The organism is Terrimonas sp. (assembly GCF_003075435.1).
Classification (GTDB): domain Bacteria; phylum Bacteroidota; class Bacteroidia; order Chitinophagales; family Chitinophagaceae; genus Agriterribacter.
Genome location: NZ_QCZJ01000029.1, coordinates 45,741 through 63,628, shown reverse-complemented (window position 1 = coordinate 63,628; position 17,888 = coordinate 45,741). Strand labels below are relative to the sequence as shown.

The following is a 17,888-nucleotide window of genomic DNA, read 5'->3' as shown; positions in this document are numbered from 1 at the left end:
TGGCGTTTGAAAATCATCGTTGGCTCGATTTGCTACGCAGTGGTAAAGCGATAGAAAAGATCACGGCAAAAGGTGTTGCACTGAAAGCACAATACGGCTGGATATTACCCGCAGCGTTTAATATCACCCAGGATAAGTTTATCTATCCTATTCCTGCAAGGGAACTGCTCATCAATACTAGCCTCGTGCAAAACCCGGGGTATTAATAAAATTGTATACAAATACAGGAGATGCTTTGTAGCATCTCCTGTATCTTTTAAAATAATAAGCAGTGGGTGCTAAAAAGTTTTTGAGCAATGAGTAGATATTTTCTTACAATCGTTTTTATTCTATTCTTTGGCACTGAGTTTTTATTTTCTCAGGACAATTCAAAGTTCTCTCCTCCTTACGCAATAGAACTTCGTTGCGAATATTTAAACAACCCACTGGGCATTGACAGCATTCAGCCACATTTAGGATGGTTGATTACTGCCAGTGATACAATGCTTAAAAACATTAAACAAACCGGTTACCAGGTATTGGTAGCTTCTTCTCCGGCATTATTGAAAAAGAATATCGGAGACCTGTGGAATTCTAAAAAAATTATTTCAGATAACTCAGCTCATGTTATATACCAGGGAAAGCATCTTGCATCACAGCAACAATGTTACTGGAAAGTAAGGATCTGGACAAGCTCAGATAAAAACAAAGAACAACTTTCTGTATGGAGCGAACCTGCTATGTGGTCAATGGGCTTGCTTTCTCAAAAAGAATGGACAGGAAAATGGATTGGGTTAAATGGTGATGATGAAATTAAAGATACGGTTACAGAACATAGAAGGCTCGCTGCCAGGATGCTGAGAAAAGAATTTAAAGCATCTAAAAAAATTTCGAAAGCTTATGCATATATATGCGGCGTTGGATTTTATGATTTGTATGTAAACGGGTATCTGCTCAACGATCAATTGATGAATCCGGCGCTATCAGGATACAATAAAAGGTTGCTGTATAATTGTTTTGATCTTACACAACAATTAAAAAACGGAGGCAATGCAATAGGTATCGTTTTAGGCAATGGGCGTTTTTTTGCTCCCAGGAAAAAAGTTCCGGTACCAATGCACAATTATGGTTATCCACGCGCATTGATGCAACTACATATTCAATATACTGATGGAACCAAAGATATTATTGTTACAGATGATAAGTGGAAGGCTACCGCAGATGGTCCTATACGCGCAAACAACGAATATGATGGTGAAGAATATGATGCAAGAATGGAAATGCCTGGATGGTGTAATGCAGGATTTAATGACAGCCAATGGAAGAAGGCAGCAATAATGCCGGCGCCCGGTGGCGAAATGGAAGCACAACTGGTAGAGCCTGTGCGTATAACCGAAGTTTTGCAGCCTAAACAGATCTTGCAACCTAAGCCCGGTATATGGATGGTAGATTTCGGACAATCGTTTTATGGATCAGTCCGGCTGAAAGTTTCCGGCCCGCGTGGCACTGTAGTTAAAATGCATTCCAGTTTTAATGTTTTACCGGATGGTACATTAAAATATCAAAACGACAGGAGTGCACTTAATATGGATGTTTATACATTAAAAGGGGGAGGACTGGAAGTATGGCATCCACGGTTTAAAGGCAATGCAACCCATTGGGTGCAGGTAGAAGGATTTCCCGGCACACCAACAGTACAAAATTTTGAAGGATTGGTGACACACACAGATTTTGAACAGGCCGGGACTTTTCAATCATCAAATACATTGCTTAACCGGGTATATCTTAATGCACATTGGGGCACAAGAATGCAAAACAGGAGCCTGCCTATGGAACCTGATCGTGATGAAAGAATGCCCTGGAGCGGGCATCCTTCCAAAACTTCAGAGAGCGAAGGCTGGGCTTACAATGTGAAGAATTTTTATGATCACTTTTTACATAATTACCGCGCACACCAGGGAGAAGACGGCAGTTTACAGGAAATATTACCACCCTACTGGACATTTAACAGTAAAGGGATTTTATGGCCCAGCGTTGCCACTATTATACCGGATTGGATGTATAGTTTTTACGGCGACATAAGGATACTACAAAGCAATTATAACATGATGAAACGGTTTGTGGAGTTTACTGCAAAAGCATATCTGAAACCTGATTATACTACAGATAAATGTGATTACGGCGATTGGGTAAATGCGTTGAACATGGGTGGATCAGGGCAAGAAACCCCCAAAGGATTACTGGGTACAGCCTATTTATATAACAATTGCAGAATAGTAGAACGTGCAGCAAAAATATTGAGATACCAAAATGATGAACAAACTTTTAAAGAACTGGCAGATAAAATAGCTGTAGGTTTCAATAACCGCTTTCTGCATAAGGAAAACGGTGTATATGAAAGCGGATCGCAATGCGCATACGTATTGCCGTTAGCTTTCGGGCTTGTTCCTAAAGAACAGTATAACAGGGTGGTGGATAATCTTGTGAAAGATATTATGGTTACAAGGCATGGCCATACTTCTGTAGGGCTGATAGGTATGCAATGGCAGATGCAGGTGCTTACAAATATCGGGCATCCTGAAGTGGCATATACTATAGCCACACGAACTGATTTACCCAGTTGGGGCTATATGATATCAAAAGGTGCCACTACCAGTTGGGAGTTGTGGAATTCAGATACTACCGGGCCCGGCATGAACGGAGAAAGTCAAAAAATCTTATCCGGTAATTTTGAAGCATGGTGTTATCAAACATTAGCCGGCATTAACTACGATGTTGCTCAGCCTGGCTTTAAGCATATTATTCTTAAGCCGGAACCTGTAGGTGATTTAACTGCTGTGAAAGGTTCATTTAAATCGTTGTATGGTATTATTAAAAGTGAATGGAAAATCACCGATAATAACAAATTCAACTGGAAATTTTCCATACCTCCTAATACCGAAGCTACCGTATATATTCCTTGTGATAATATTCAAAGTATACAACTCAATGGCAAGCCCCCCGGCAACGATCAGATACGGCCAGGTAATGGCGTTGATATCGGAAAAATAATATTACAACTCGGATCGGGCAATTATATAATTGATTGTACAAAATAAGTTTTGGGGCTCATATAGTAATCATCAGCAATGGCAAGAGGGGTTAGTTCGCTAACCCCTCATTTTTTAAACACAACTGCCTGCACAAATAATTTCAGTGTAACAACCTGGTTATTCCACAGCGGCATACGAAGGATACACAAAGTTCCACAAAGAAGAGAATAATAAAACGCTCTGTGTAACTTTGTGTATCCTTCGTGGCTCTTTGTGTAGCAAACGCTGTTCCGCCGCCGCAGGCACCGAAATCCCTGACTCAATTACCTCTTTTTTCCTTCAAATGCCTACCTTAGCTAAATGGGCAAGAAACTGTTTTTATTGGATGCAATGGCGTTAATCTTCCGGGCATATTATGCCTTGTTGCGTAATCCGCGCATCACTTCAAAAGGATATAATACCAATGCGCAGTTTGGTTTTACAAATACACTTGTTGAACTCATCAATAATCAAAAGCCATCACACATGGCTGTTTGCTTTGATACGCATGCGCCAACGGTACGCCATACCGATTTTGCCGATTATAAAGCAAACCGGCAGGAAGCGCCTGAAGATCTGATAGCTGCTATTCCTGATATCAAAAAAATTATCGAAGGATTCAGTATACCTGTTATTGAGTCTGACGGGCATGAAGCAGATGATATTATTGGCACACTAAGCAGGCAGGCCGCAGCTGCGGGTTATGATGTGTTTATGGTAACGCCAGATAAAGATTATGGTCAGCTGGTAACAGATAAAATAAAAATCTACAAACCGGGTTACCAGGGAGGAGATGTAGAAATAATGGGTCCGGAAGAAGTTTGTGCCAAATGGAACATCAAAACTGTGGACCAGGTAATTGATGTATTGGGATTGATGGGTGATGCGGTGGATAATATTCCCGGTATTAAAGGAGTAGGCGAAAAAACCGCTGCCAAATTACTGGCAGAATATGGAACGCTTGAAGATATCATTGCTGCGGCAGATAATATTAAAGGCGCTTTGGGAGAGAAAATAAGGGCGGGAAAAGAAGATGCCATCCTGAGCAAGAGGCTGGCAACGATCATTACCGACGTGCCGGTAGTTTTTCATGAAGAAGATTTTAAAGTAAAGGAGTGGAATAAGGATATACTCAAAGATATTTTTACACAACTTGAGTTTCGTACGATATCGCAACGCCTGCTTGGTGAAATAATACCCATTGCGGCAAGGGTAAGCACAGAAAAATCTGCGCCAACTGTTGTGCAGGCAGACCTGTTCGGAAATACAGTAGCTGTTGAAACTCCCAAAGAGCAGGCAAATGAACCTGCTGATAGTGCTGAAAATACTGCTGCAGAAACAACAGTCTTAAGAACAATACACAATACACCGCACACATATAAAGCAATAGTTGGAGAAAAAGAGCTGGTTGAATTTGTACAGCAGATTTCATCGCAAAAGGAGATATGCTTTGATACCGAAACAACCGGGCTTGATGCGAATGATACTGAACTGGTAGGTATGAGTTTCGCCTGGATACCCGGTGAGGCATACTACATTCCTTGTCCGCCGGAGAGAGAAAATACATTAAAGATACTGGAAGTACTAAGACCGGTATTTGGCGATCCTGCTGTAACATGGGTTGGACAGAATATTAAATTCGATATGCTGGTGTTGAAATGGTATGATGTACATATTGCAGGAGCGTTATTTGATACCATGCTGGCACATTATGTAATTGAGCCTGATGGAAAGCGTGGCATGGATATGCTGAGTGCCCAGTATCTGGGATATGAACCAGTACATATAGAAGAACTGATTGGAAAGAAAGGGAAGCAACAGGGCAATATGAGGGATGTTGAATTAGACAAAATAAAAGACTATGCCGCTGAAGATGCTGATATTACACTTCAGTTAAAAAATGTGCTTTTACCTGAATTGAAAACAAAAGCAGTAGAGAAAGTATTTTATGAAGTGGAAAACCCTTTGGTGAAAGTATTGGCTGATATGGAGTATGAAGGCGTGAGAATAGATACGGATTTCCTGAAGGAGTATTCAAAGGAATTGGAAGCTGAGGCAAAGCAGGCGGAGGAGAATGTTTACCGGCAGGCAGGTGTTCGTTTCAATTTGGCATCGCCCAAGCAATTGGGTGAAGTATTGTTTGAAAAACTGCAGCTTGACCCTAAAGCAAAAAAAACAAAAACAGGTCAATATGCAACGGGCGAAGATGTGCTGCTGAAACTGTCTCATCAAAATAAGATAGTAGAAGATATTCTTACTTTCCGGGAACTTACCAAACTAAAATCTACCTATATTGACGCGCTGCCTTTAATGGTAAATAGAAAAACCGGCAGGGTGCATACTACTTACGGACAGGCGGTTGCCGTTACCGGCAGGCTGGCAAGCAATAACCCTAACCTGCAAAATATACCAGTACGGTCGGCTAAAGGAAGAGAAATAAGAAAAGCTTTCGTACCGGCAGATAAAGATCATGTGTTACTGTCTGCCGACTATTCCCAGATAGAATTACGCATTGTTGCTGCTATAAGCGGCGATTCCGCTATGTGCGATGCTTTCAGATCGGGAAAAGATATTCATGCGGCTACTGCAGCTAAAGTATATGCTGTGGATGAAGCGGCTGTTACCAAAGAGCAGCGCTACAAAGCAAAGAGCGTAAACTTTGGCATTATCTATGGTCAGGGTGCTTTTGGCTTAGCAGATAATTTAGGCATCAGCCGCACAGAGGCGAAAGAAATTATTGATAATTATAAAAAAGAATTTTCCGGTATCAACAAATACATGGACGATACCATCAATTTTGCAAGAGAACACGGTTATGTACAAACGCTGATGGGGCGTAAACGCTGGCTGCGTGATATAAACTCCTCTAACTTTACCGTGCGTGGTTTTGCAGAACGAAACGCTATCAACTCACCCATTCAGGGCACGGCTGCTGATATGATTAAGCTTGCTATGACAAAAGTGTATAATGCCATGAAAAAAATAAACATGCGCAGTAAAATGATTTTACAGGTACATGATGAGCTGATATTTGATGCCACAAGAACCGAAGCAAATGAATTGAAAGCTTTGATTATAGAAAGCATGCAAACCGCAATGGTATTACCTAATGATGTGCCTATTATAGCAGAAGTGGGAGAGGGGGAAAACTGGCTGGAGGCACATTAATATTATTTTGTACTACTATTGCCTTTTAATATCTCTGTTCCCATGAATTTTATGCCATCAACATCATAAATATCCTGCCAGTTTATTTTGCTGATTTTATATGAATTGTTAACTACAGGTTTGGCAAAATACTTATTCCCCCAAATCTTCACATCGTAATTCGAGGTGGAGTCGAAATAAAGAGGATTAGGACACTGGTTTGCCGGAAAAAGTGTTACCTGGTTTGCAGATGCATTTTGCCTGATGATTGTATTGCCGTAAATGCGCATAGACGCACCGGCATAATAGCCATAGATGCCAGCATCAAAATAGCTATCCGATACGGTTATCCTGTTATCTGAAACCACCCAATTTTCCCAATAAAATGAAGGATAATTAATGCCATTTACATTTATTTTGTTTTGGACATTAAATAAATATGTTCGCACACCACGTATAATATTGTTTCTAAATGAAAATTTTTTCTGTGTAGCTGCACCACCTCCTGCCGGGGCTAATAGAAATGTGCCTGAATATGATCCCCATTTGCCTGAAGATGGCTGGTAAGCATTGAATTCGCATGAATTAATATCAACATTCTTATTGTATATTATTGCAAATCCCTGGGCACCCCGGCCGTAGCCGCCATTGGTTGCTGAAAGAGAAGGCATGGGCACGGCTCCTGTAAATGTATAGTTGAATATTTTTACCCCTGTAAGCGTTACCGAATCACCTTCAAATTCAAAAGGCGTTTCTTCACTTGAGGTATATGATCCGCCGTTGATGGTAAATTTCCGGGCATATCCGCTGATGTGATAACCACCACCGCCGGCGTTGCGTGTAGTCCATTTGAAAGTATTATCGTTAAATATAAGGTTGGCAAATGTGCCTCCTTCACCAAAATAATCACTATAGGAGCGGGAGAATTTGCCCGCAGTATAAGTTGCTTCAAATCCTCCCGCTACGGTATCTCCTGAATTATAATTATATCTCGCGAATTTTATTTTTTTAATATTACCGGATGTGTCAAAATCAATAACCTTATACCTGTAATGACCTGACTGGAAGAGTCCGATATCCGTAACAGCAATTGAGTTGCCCGGTGTTATATCTGCATCTGCTATATTAGCATTGGTCAACACTTTTACAGTTCCAAACCCCAGATTTTTGGTGGTTACTCTATAGTTGGCCGGGTTATTAATTGTAATCCAGTTATCAGCTTTAACGAGTTTAATATTGTCAAACGCACCAGGGATTAATCCTCTGAATGCTGTACTAACACCTTTGTTTATTTCGCAGGTCATCCAATGATATGCTGCTGTGTTCTTTTCAATCAAAACAGTATTATCCATGCCGACATTAAAGATTTTTTGTTTTGTTGCACCGCTTAAAGCAAAAGCATGCCCGTTGTATTCTATAGTATTATTGCGCATGAATGATTGTTTTACATATCCAAGCAGCCCGATTGCATCGCCGGGCTTACCGATAAGGATAAGTAGTTTATTAGTGATTGATACCGGTAAAGGCTTATCAATAATAATAGAATCATAATGCACATTGCAGATGGTGAATTTACCTTTAATGCCAGGCAGCATGAATTGCAGGCCCGGGAACATGTTTTTTTGTGCGGCATCCATTGTCTCGTTATGCGTGTGCATAGCGAGGCTTCTGCTTCCGGCAGACCCCGAATAATTGGGCATTGCAAAAAGCAGGGGAAATGAATGTTGGGAAACAGGTATGATCATCGCGTTTTTAATAACCGGTGCTGTTAAGCCTTTTGCAGAATCAGCCCACCCGTTTGTATTCGAATATCCTCCGGCTGTAAAATGCAGGCGTGCATAGCTGTTATTAGTATCACTTATAACAAAAGACTTAAGTCTGAAAACCTTATGCGTAGTGGCATAGCCACCCTTATCGATCGCAGGCGTAGTGCCGGCATTAAGATGAGTGCCTATGTTAAAGTACCTGCCTGTACCACTTTCCAAACGATCTATGATAGGTTCACCATCAACAGTTTTGATATATATAGCAGTATCTCCAATATTAGCATCCTTAACTAAAGCAAGTCCACCAAACGGTCCTCCATTTTTTATTGTATTACTATCTGCAACATATTTTAACCCATAGCCTGTACTATCTGTTACCAGTGGGTCTGTTAAAAAAGCAATCGCTTTATTTGAATAGTTTTTTATAGTATTATTTGAAACATTAAATTCTTCAATAATAGTATTATGAGCACCCGAAAGAGAAGCAATAGCAAAAGCGGTAATGCCATGCTCAAGATCAACAATGGCATGTTCTATAACTATTTTGCCGATCTTTCTTTTATTGGATGACGTAGCCTGGTTTTTATTTCCATTATATAAACCTGTTGTAAGGCTATTCCAGACCGGATAGAGGAAAATCATTGCAAACCCGCTTGCTGCATTAATGGGTGGATAAATTTTCGAATAATTAAAATCTATATGATAGGAAAACGCGGGAGAATAAATGGTGCCAAACCTGTATTGCCTGCTGTTGTCAAAAACTATTTTTTTATCACGCGCTTCGTTAACCAGCGATTGTACATATGGGGTTACATCCGTTGTATCAGGAAGCCCTTCGGGAATGGCCCATTGAGATTGCAGTGTTTTGCCATCATATATACGTTGCCAAACCTGCCCTGCAGCATCAATAATAATAGTTATGCCATTATTGTTGTAGCCAAAACTACTTGATGCTATTTTTACCCATGTTCCCGCACCATAGTTTGTTGTGTTGGCCGCTATATACAATGCATTTTTATTGGATTTTAGTTGCTCATTAGTGCCGATGAAAGGTTTTGTAAAAGCAGGGAAATCTGTGTTGAGATCGTCAGCTATGGAATTGTTATAAGGCAAAGCATGAGCAGTGCAGGCGGTAACTATCAACAGCAGTATTGAAATATGTTTCATTATTTTTCTCCGCATTATATTTCATTTTTAATCTGGCATTAAACAAGAAGTTTGAAAACTTGTTGAGGTGTTGTTGCAATTTTAGTGCTAATTATTATTTTAACCTGCTCTGTTTTTTTAACGGCATGTTATTACCTGTTTCCGCAAATATGTTTGCAGCTATAAAATTCTTTTTGAATTATTCCAGTCATTGCCGGTCAGTACTATTCCCGGGCGTTTCCCTTTTTCAAAACTTCCAAGGTCTTTAAATCCTAATGCTCCTGCACCATTTGCGGTGGCCCAGTTTAAGCGTTTTTCTAAAGGTACATGTGGGAGATGTTGCCGGATAGCTACCATTTCTTTTGCAATACTTAATTGCCAGTTACTTCCATAGCTATCTGTGCCGAGCACTATATTACAATTGTGCTTTATAAATAAATCAACAGGCGGCAACCTGTTTTCTATATACAGGTTGGCATTAGGGCAAAGGCAGAATATAATTTCCAGACCATTGGCTGCGGCATAGTTTTTTGCGAATACAATATCTTCTTCTGAGATATAGGTGTTATGCACCGAAATAATGGTTTGCCCGTTATTAAAATAGGGCAGCCAGGTTTGTATGCTGCTTTTGCCGGATGGAGGAATGGGCAATGTTTTTCTGCCAATACTTTCATAAAACCGGAGAAATTTTCCTGCACCATTTTTAAGCAGCTCATCTTCATCTGCACACTCCTGGTTGTGTATGGTAATAGTTTTGTTTTGAGTTGATTGGTTGATTAAGTTGAAGGTTTGAGGAGATACGCTATAAATAGCATGTGGCGATAATGCAGTATTGCCCGGTGGATAAAGCGTGCCGGAAAATTGATCGGCTATTGTTTTAAAAGCAGACAATTTTGCTTCAGCTTTTTCATCATCAGGATTGGTTATTTCAATAAAGTTATACCAGCGTATTTTGCTTTTGCTTTTTTGTGAAAGCGAATAAACCTGGTTGCTGATATCTCCTACAGCTACAATACCACTATTATACATTTCTTCGTCAGCAAGGCGCATTTGTTCATCTTTAAAGTCCTGCGCGGGCTGTGCATATTGCATTACGGATGCGATAAAACCCGTTAACCCGGTGCCGGCAGGAATATTGCTCCGCATATGGCTTAATTCAAGATGGCAATGGCAATTTATAAAGCCAGGTGAGAGTATACCTTGAAATTGCCTGATACCCTCTCCCGCGTTTTCAAGTGTAATAACATCTTCTACTGTTCCGTTTTCTGAAGTTATTAATACGTGGTTTTCATTGAGTAAAGTGTAGCCTGTAAACAATTGATCTGCCCGGAATTTGCAATACGCCATAGCTGAATTAACTTTGCTGCCCAAAAAGCTGTACAGGATTACCGGAAGCTGAAGTGTGCCTGCCTGTCGGCAGACAGGCTACGCAACAAAAGTTGAATAGTGTTCTGCAGCCGGTAACACAAAATAAAACAAAATCATTCGCACACAGGCGGAAAAGATAAACAGATGTTAGACAAATTAGAAGCAATAAAAGCAAGGTTCGACCAGTTGGGAATTGCACTCACCAACCCTGAAATTGTAAACGATAATAAAAAGTTTACAGCTACCAGCCGTGAGTACCGCAGCCTGGAAAAGATTGTAGAGGCATATAAGGCATACAGGAATGTGCTTGATACTATTGAGTTTAATACGGAAGTGCTGAATGGAGATGATGAAGAAATGCGGGATATGGCCAAGCAGGAGCTGCCTGTATTGGAAGAACAAAAAATAAAGATGGAGGCGGATATCCGCCAGATGCTGATACCGAAAGATCCACAGGATGAGAAAAACGCCATACTGGAAATACGTGCAGGAACAGGAGGTGATGAAGCTTCGCTGTTTGCCGGCGACCTGGTGCGTATGTACCTGCGCTATTGCGAGCGACGTGGCTGGAAAACCGCCATTTTAAGTGAAAGTGAAGGAACAGTAGGTGGATATAAGGAAGCACAAATTGAGGTTACGGGTGATGATGTGTATGGCACTTTGAAATTTGAAAGTGGTGTACACCGCGTGCAGCGTGTGCCTAATACGGAAGCAAGCGGCCGCGTGCATACAAGCGCGGCAACCGTGGCAGTAATGCCTGAAGCGGAAGAAGTGGATTTTGAGTTAAGAGAAAGTGATGTGAAAATGGAAACCGCCCGAAGCGGTGGCGCAGGCGGTCAGAACGTGAACAAGGTAGAAACCAAGGTGATGTTGACACATATACCTACAGGTACGGTGGTGATTTGTCAAACCGAACGATCACAGCTGGGTAACCGTGAAAAAGCGATGCAGATGCTGCGTACTAGATTATATGAAGAACAGGTACGCAAACAGGAAGAAGAAATTGCCCGTCATAGAAAAAGCCTGGTAAGTACAGGTGACAGGTCTGCCAAAATAAGAACATATAATTTTCCGCAGGGAAGGGTAACCGATCATCGTATCGGACTTACAGTTTATAATCTTGATGATGTAATAAATGGCAATCTCCAGGAGTTTATAGACGCGCTGCAATTTGCTGAAAACGCGGAAAAGCTGACACAGGAACAGATGTAGGGATAGCAGTCAGCTATTAGCCTTCAGCTATCAGCTATTATGGGCTGTGAAGCATCATAAGCTGAGATGCTGCCGCTGATCGTTGACCGCTGAAAACTCAAAGCTCATCGCTCCCAGCCCACAAAAACGTATAATATGAAGATACTCATTACCGGAACGGCAGGATTTATTGGTTATCATCTCGCAAATTATTTGATAAAGCGAGGTGATGAAGTGGTTGGATTGGATAGTATTAATGATTATTATGATGTAAACCTTAAGTATGACCGACTTAAAGCAGCAGGCATATATAAGAATGATATTGCTTATAATGCGCTGGTAAAAAGTAAATTATATTCAAATTACAGTTTTATTCAGCTGCAGTTAGAAGATAAATCCAACCTGGAAAAGCTATTTGATTCACAAAATTTTGACAAGGTTTGCAACCTGGCTGCTCAGGCAGGTGTTCGGTATAGTTTGACCAACCCAGATGTATATATTAACAGCAATATTGTAGGATTTTTGAATATACTGGAATGTTGCCGCCACAATAATATAAAGCATTTGGTCTATGCCAGCAGCTCCAGTGTATATGGATTGAATGGCAAATCTCCTTTTTCCACTTCAGATAATGTAGATCACCCGATTTCACTATATGCCGCCAGTAAAAAAAGCAATGAATTGATGGCGCATACCTACAGCCATCTTTTTAAATTACCTACCACCGGGTTGAGATTTTTTACAGTATATGGGCCCTGGGGACGGCCTGATATGGCGCTGTTCATTTTTACTAAAGCTATATTAGAAGGCAAACCTATCCCTGTATTTAATAATGGCAACATGGTTCGCGATTTTACCTATATCAAAGATATAGTGGAAGGTGTGGTAAGAGTAATTGATAATCCGCCGGCAGGTAAATCCAACTGGGATGCGGTTCACCCGGACCCTTCTACCTCTACCGCTCCATATAAAGTATATAATATCGGCAATAATAACCCGGTAAGGCTCCTGGATTTTATAGAAGCAATTGAGCATACACTTGGCAAAAAGGCAGAAAAGCAATTTCTTCCTATGCAACCGGGAGATGTAGCTGCCACCTGTGCCGATGTGCAGGATCTTGTAGATAACCTGCATTATAAGCCGGCAACCAAAGTGGTTGATGGTATTGAAGAGTTTATTAAATGGCACGGGGAATATTATGGTAAATGAGTGAATAGGCAATAGACAATGGGCAATAAGCAATTTATTTATTCACCATTCACCATTGCCCATTCACCATAAAAATTTTTGCACTTTAATAATATAAAGCCTTACCTTTGCCTCAGGAAAAGAGCGACAGAAGGGAACGGAAGCGTTCCCTTCTTCTATTATCAAATATGAGCAGCGAGGCAACAATTCAGGTTCTGGAAAAAATGGTGTCGGATTTGCTGGAAGATAACCCGGGTTATTTTTTGGTGGAAATAAAAATTAAACCGACTAATAATATAAAAGTATTTTTGGATGCAGATACAGGCGTATCTATAGACAAATGCGTAAAATATAACCGGGCCCTTTATAAACAGTTAGAAGAAGCCGGGTTATTTCCAAACAGCGATTTTTCGCTCGAAGTATCTTCTCCCGGTCTTGAAGAACCACTAAAACTTCGCAGGCAATATGAAAAAAACACAGGGCGGAATGTGGAGGTTATTTTAAACGACGGAACAAAAACAGAGGGAAAGCTTACTGCTGTGCTAAGTGATGGAATAACAATAGAGGAAGTAAAAGGGAAAAACAAAAAAAAGGAAGTTATACAACACACTATACTTTTTGATAACATTAAAACAACAAAAATTCAAATTCAATTTTAACGACCCTGGTCTGGCTGGAGTTGGTATAACCGGCTGTGACGAAAGGAAAAAAATACTGTACTATGGCAAGTATTAATCTTATTGAATCCTTCCAGGATTTTAAGGACGCGGAAAATATTGATCGCCCTACACTCATGAAAGTGCTGGAAGACGTGTTTAAGACACTCCTCCGTAAAAAATACGGATCGGATGAGAATTTTGACGTGATTGTTAATACTGAAAAGGGTGACCTTGAAATTATTCACAGGCGTACAATAGTGGAAGACGGGCAGGTTGAAAATCCTGTGGCAGAAATTGGCTATAGTGAGGCCGTTAAAATTGAGCCAGACTTTGAGGTGGGTGAAGAATTATTCCAGGAAGTAGATATTCTTGATTTTGGGCGTCGTGCTATACTTGCTGCCAAGCAAACGCTGGCAAGCCGTATCGGCGATTTAAAGAAAAATACCCTTGTAAAAAAATATGCTGACCGCGTAGGTGAGATCATCAGCGCTGAAGTATACCAGGTTTGGAAAAAAGAAGTATTGTTACTGGATGAAGACGGCAATGAGCTGATCATTCCTAAATCAGAACAAATACCTTCTGACTATTTCAAAAAGGGAGAGAATATTAAAGCTGTAGTGAAGAAAGTGGAATTAAAAAATAACTCACCGGTAATCATTCTTTCCCGCACACATCCTTCTTTCCTTGCTAAATTGCTTGAAATAGAAGTGCCTGAAATTTTTGACGGACTGATCGTGATCCGCAAAATTGTGAGGGAACCGGGCGAAAGAGCAAAGGTGGCGGTAGAATCATACGATGATCGTATAGACCCTGTAGGCGCCTGCGTAGGTATGAAGGGTAGCCGTATACATGGTATAGTGCGTGAGCTGAAAAATGAGAATATTGATGTAATTAACTGGACCAATAATACACAGTTGCTTATTCAGCGTGCTTTAACGCCGGCTAAAGTAACTTATATGGAAATTGACGCGGAGAAAAAACACGCGAGTGTATATCTTAAACCCGACCAGGTTTCGCTTGCTATAGGCAGGCGCGGCGTTAACATCAAATTAGCCTGCGAATTGGTAGGATATGAAATAGACGTATTCCGCGATGATGAAGATGAAACTGAAGAATTTGATATTGACCTGGAAGAATTTGCAGATGAAATTGATACATGGGTGATAGATGAATTGAAGCGTATTGGTTGCGATACCGCACGCAGTGTGCTTGACCTGACTACAGAAGAACTGGAAAGAAGAACTGACCTTGAAAAAGAAACCATAGAAGATCTGAGAAAAGTGCTTGAAGAAGAGTTTCAGAAAGGTTAACATATATTGTTTCGCGTGAAGCAATATTTTTAAATGATAAAACAAATTAATCCGCTACGTATGCTGGGCATTATGCTTTGACAGGTACAAAAGCAGGACAAAAAAATATGGCTGAAATTAAACTACCACGCTTATTGGCAGCGGCAAAGGAATTTAACATTGGTCAGGATACCTTAATTGATTTCCTGAGCGGTAAAGGATTTTCTAAAGATGAGCTGAAACCTACCAGTAAGCTTACTGAACAAATGTACTATGCCTTGCAGCAGGAATTTTCTTCTGATAAAGCCGCTAAGGCCAAGAGCGACCAGATAGAAATTCCCAAGGGAAATACGATGGAAGCGAGGAAGAAAAAGGACGAGGAAGAGATACTGTTCAAAAAAGATGCAAAGAAAAAAGCTGCAGAACCAGTTGCACAACCCCCGGTAGTTGAGCCACCGGTAGTGGAGGTTGTACAACCACAGCCGCCTGTTGTTGAAAAAGCACCTGAACCTGAAGTGCAGCAGCCTGAGATAACTAAAATTGAAGCGCCAGAAATTGAAGGCCCCAAGATTTTGGATAAGATAGATCTGAGTGCTATAGATTCCTCAACAAGGCCCAAAAAAGGTGCAACACCTAAAAAGAAAAAAGAAGAAGAACCTGTAATAGAAGAACCCGTATCAGAATCTCCAAAAGTGACAGAAGAACCCGTGATAGCAGAACCTCCTGTAACAGCAGAAAAAGAAGTTGAAACTGAAGATGCCCCGGTAATTGAAAATATTCGTGCTGAAAAAATCGAAGGGCCAAGGATCGTAGGCAAAATTACACTGCCTACCCAGGCAGAACAGCGCACTTCTCCGGCCAGCCAGCAGGAAGAAAAAAGGAAGAGAAAACGTATTCCTATTGAGAAGAAAGAACAGCAGCCTGCGGCAAGATTCAACAACCAGGAAGGAAATAACCAGCAGAGAAGAGACGGCAACCGTCCTGTAATACAAAAGCAGGGCGACAGGCCGCATAATCGCCAGGGTGAAGGCGGTGGTGGTCATCACGGGCAAGGTGGTGGAAGGTTTGGACAAAACAGGGGGAATGACCGAAGAAGAGATAATAATCATCGCGAAGCAAAAGAAATAGACGCAAAAGAAATACAGGATAAAATACGTGAAACCCAGGCCAAATTAGCCGGTGCTTCACGCGGTGGTGGCAAGAGCGCCAAATCTAAATTACGCAGGGCGCGTCGTGAAGAACAGGAAAACATGGGTGCAGAAGGAATGGATGATAACAAGCTGCAGGTTACAGAATTTGTAACGGTGAGTGAGTTAGCCAACCTTATGGATGTAAACTTTGCCGAGATCATTGGTAAATGTATGAGCCTTGGTATTATGGTTTCCATTAACCAGCGCCTTGATGCGGAAGTAATTGAACTGGTGGCAGGTGAGTTTGGTTTTGAAGTGGAATTTATTGGAGTAGACGATGTAGATGAGGACGAAGAGGAAGAAGTGGAAGACAGTCCTGAAGACCTGGTATCGCGTCCCCCGGTTATAACCATCATGGGGCACGTTGACCACGGTAAAACTTCATTGCTCGACTATATACGCAGCGCAAATGTAGTAGCCGGTGAGGCAGGTGGTATTACCCAGCACATTGGTGCTTACCAGGTAACTACTGCTTCTGGTAAAAAACTTACATTCCTTGATACTCCGGGTCACGAAGCATTTACGGCTATGCGTGCCCGTGGTGCCAAAGCCGCTGATGTGGCAATTATCGTAATATCTGCGGATGACGCGGTGATGCCCCAGACACGTGAGGCAATAAGCCACGCGCAGGCTGCTAACCTGCCAATGGTTTTTGCCATCAATAAAATTGATAAGGACGGAGCCAATCCTGAAAAAATTAAAGAACAGCTTGCCGGTATGAACCTCCTTGTGGAAGACTGGGGTGGTAAATACCAAAGCCAGGAAATATCAGCAAAAAGCGGGTTGAATGTAGACCTGCTGCTGGAAAAGATTTTACTCGAGGCGGAATTGCTTGACCTGAAAGCAAACCCTGATCGCGAAGCTGTAGGTACTATTATCGAAGCTTCTTTGGATAAGGGACGTGGTTATGTAGCAACCATGCTTGTGCAGAATGGTACATTAAGGCAGGGTGAAATTGTGGTGAGCGGTCAGTTTTTCGGTCGTGCCAAAGCAATGTTCAATGAAAGAAATCAGCGTTTGGATGAAGCGGGTCCATCTGCACCTGTGCAAATACTCGGCTTAAGCGGTGCACCGCAGGCTGGTGAAAAATTCAAGGTATTTGCAGACGAGGCAGAAGCTAAAGAAACAGCAAACCGCCGTGCCCAGATATTGCGTGAGCAGGGTATACGCGCTAAAAAGCATATTACGCTGGATGAGATCGGTCGCCGTCTTGCACTTGGTAACTTTAAACAGCTTAACCTTATCATTAAAGGTGATGTGGACGGTTCGGTAGAAGCATTAAGTGATTCATTGCAAAAACTATCTACGGAAGAAATAGCAATATCCATTGTACATAAGGCAGTGGGTGCTATTACAGAAAGTGATGTATTGCTGGCAACAGCTTCTGATGCTATCCTTATCGGATTTAATGTTCGCCCTTCTATGCAGGCTAATAAGCTTGCTGAATCTGAAGGCGTGGAGATTAAAACATATTCCATCATCTATAATGCTATAGAAGAAGTGAAGAGCGCCATGGAAGGTATGATGGAGCCTACAGTTACTGAGAAGATCGTTGCTAATGTGGAAATACGTGAGGTATACAAATTTGACAAGGTAACCGTAGCAGGCTGCCAGGTACTGGATGGTAAAATAAGCCGCAATTCTAAAATAAGACTGATCCGCGATGGTATTGTAACCTATCCTACAGGGGAAGGGCAGAGCGCTGAACTTGGCTCGCTGAAGCGGTATAAGGATGATGTAAAAGAGGTGGTTAGCGGTATGGAATGTGGTCTTACCATCAAAAATTATAATGACCTTAAACCAGGTGATGTAGTAGAAGCATTTGAAATTGAAGAGGTAAAACGCACCTTGTAAACCTTTGTTAAATAAAATACAGGCGTAGTTACTCTTTTAA

The 17,888-nt window shown here is 41.3% G+C and carries 10 protein-coding genes; 8 read left to right on the top strand and 2 right to left on the bottom strand.

The window, feature by feature from the left end:
• The 3 genes from DC498_RS22010 to polA form a co-directional block, all read left to right on the top strand.
• Positions 1-206 (top strand): RagB/SusD family nutrient uptake outer membrane protein (locus tag DC498_RS22010; RefSeq protein WP_116876319.1); only part of this gene is annotated, 206 nt, incomplete at its 5' end.
• Between the two features lie 90 nt (positions 207-296).
• A complete protein-coding gene (locus DC498_RS22005; RefSeq protein WP_116876318.1) occupies positions 297-3,077 on the top strand; it encodes a family 78 glycoside hydrolase catalytic domain in 2,781 nt (926 codons plus the stop codon).
• A 294-nt stretch (positions 3,078-3,371) separates the two neighbouring features.
• Positions 3,372-6,218: a DNA polymerase I gene (polA, locus tag DC498_RS22000; protein ID WP_116876317.1), complete on the top strand. Its 2,847-nt coding sequence runs from the start codon at positions 3,372-3,374 to the stop codon at positions 6,216-6,218.
• 2 nt (positions 6,219-6,220) lie between these two features.
• Here the strand turns inward: polA and DC498_RS21995 are convergent, their stop codons facing one another.
• Together DC498_RS21995 and DC498_RS21990 are read right to left on the bottom strand one after the other, a co-directional pair.
• The gene (locus DC498_RS21995; protein WP_116876316.1) at positions 6,221-9,130 is read right to left on the bottom strand and encodes a hypothetical protein; all 2,910 of its coding nucleotides are present in this window, start codon (positions 9,128-9,130) and stop codon (positions 6,221-6,223) included.
• 159 nt (positions 9,131-9,289) lie between these two features.
• On the bottom strand, positions 9,290-10,456 hold the full coding sequence (locus tag DC498_RS21990) for an amidohydrolase family protein (protein WP_133176943.1): 1,167 nt from the start codon (positions 10,454-10,456) through the stop codon (positions 9,290-9,292).
• 165 nt (positions 10,457-10,621) lie between these two features.
• Between DC498_RS21990 and prfA the strand changes: the two genes are divergently transcribed.
• The 5 genes from prfA (at position 10,622) to infB (ending at position 17,848) form a co-directional block, all read left to right on the top strand.
• Entirely contained in the window at positions 10,622-11,689 is a 1,068-nt protein-coding gene (prfA, locus tag DC498_RS21985) for a peptide chain release factor 1 (RefSeq protein ID WP_116876314.1), read from the top strand.
• A gap of 135 nt (positions 11,690-11,824) precedes the next feature.
• Positions 11,825-12,877 carry an NAD-dependent epimerase gene (locus DC498_RS21980; RefSeq protein ID WP_116876313.1) on the top strand — a complete coding sequence of 351 codons (1,053 nt, stop codon included), beginning with the start codon at positions 11,825-11,827 and terminating at the stop codon, positions 12,875-12,877.
• 167 nt (positions 12,878-13,044) lie between these two features.
• Positions 13,045-13,515: a ribosome maturation factor RimP gene (rimP, locus tag DC498_RS21975; protein WP_116876312.1), complete on the top strand. Its 471-nt coding sequence runs from the start codon at positions 13,045-13,047 to the stop codon at positions 13,513-13,515.
• A gap of 62 nt (positions 13,516-13,577) precedes the next feature.
• A complete protein-coding gene (gene nusA, locus DC498_RS21970; protein WP_116876311.1) occupies positions 13,578-14,825 on the top strand; it encodes a transcription termination factor NusA in 1,248 nt (415 codons plus the stop codon).
• A gap of 107 nt (positions 14,826-14,932) precedes the next feature.
• Entirely contained in the window at positions 14,933-17,848 is a 2,916-nt protein-coding gene (infB, locus tag DC498_RS21965; protein WP_116876322.1) for a translation initiation factor IF-2, read from the top strand.
• The last annotated feature ends 40 nt before the right edge of the window (positions 17,849-17,888 follow it).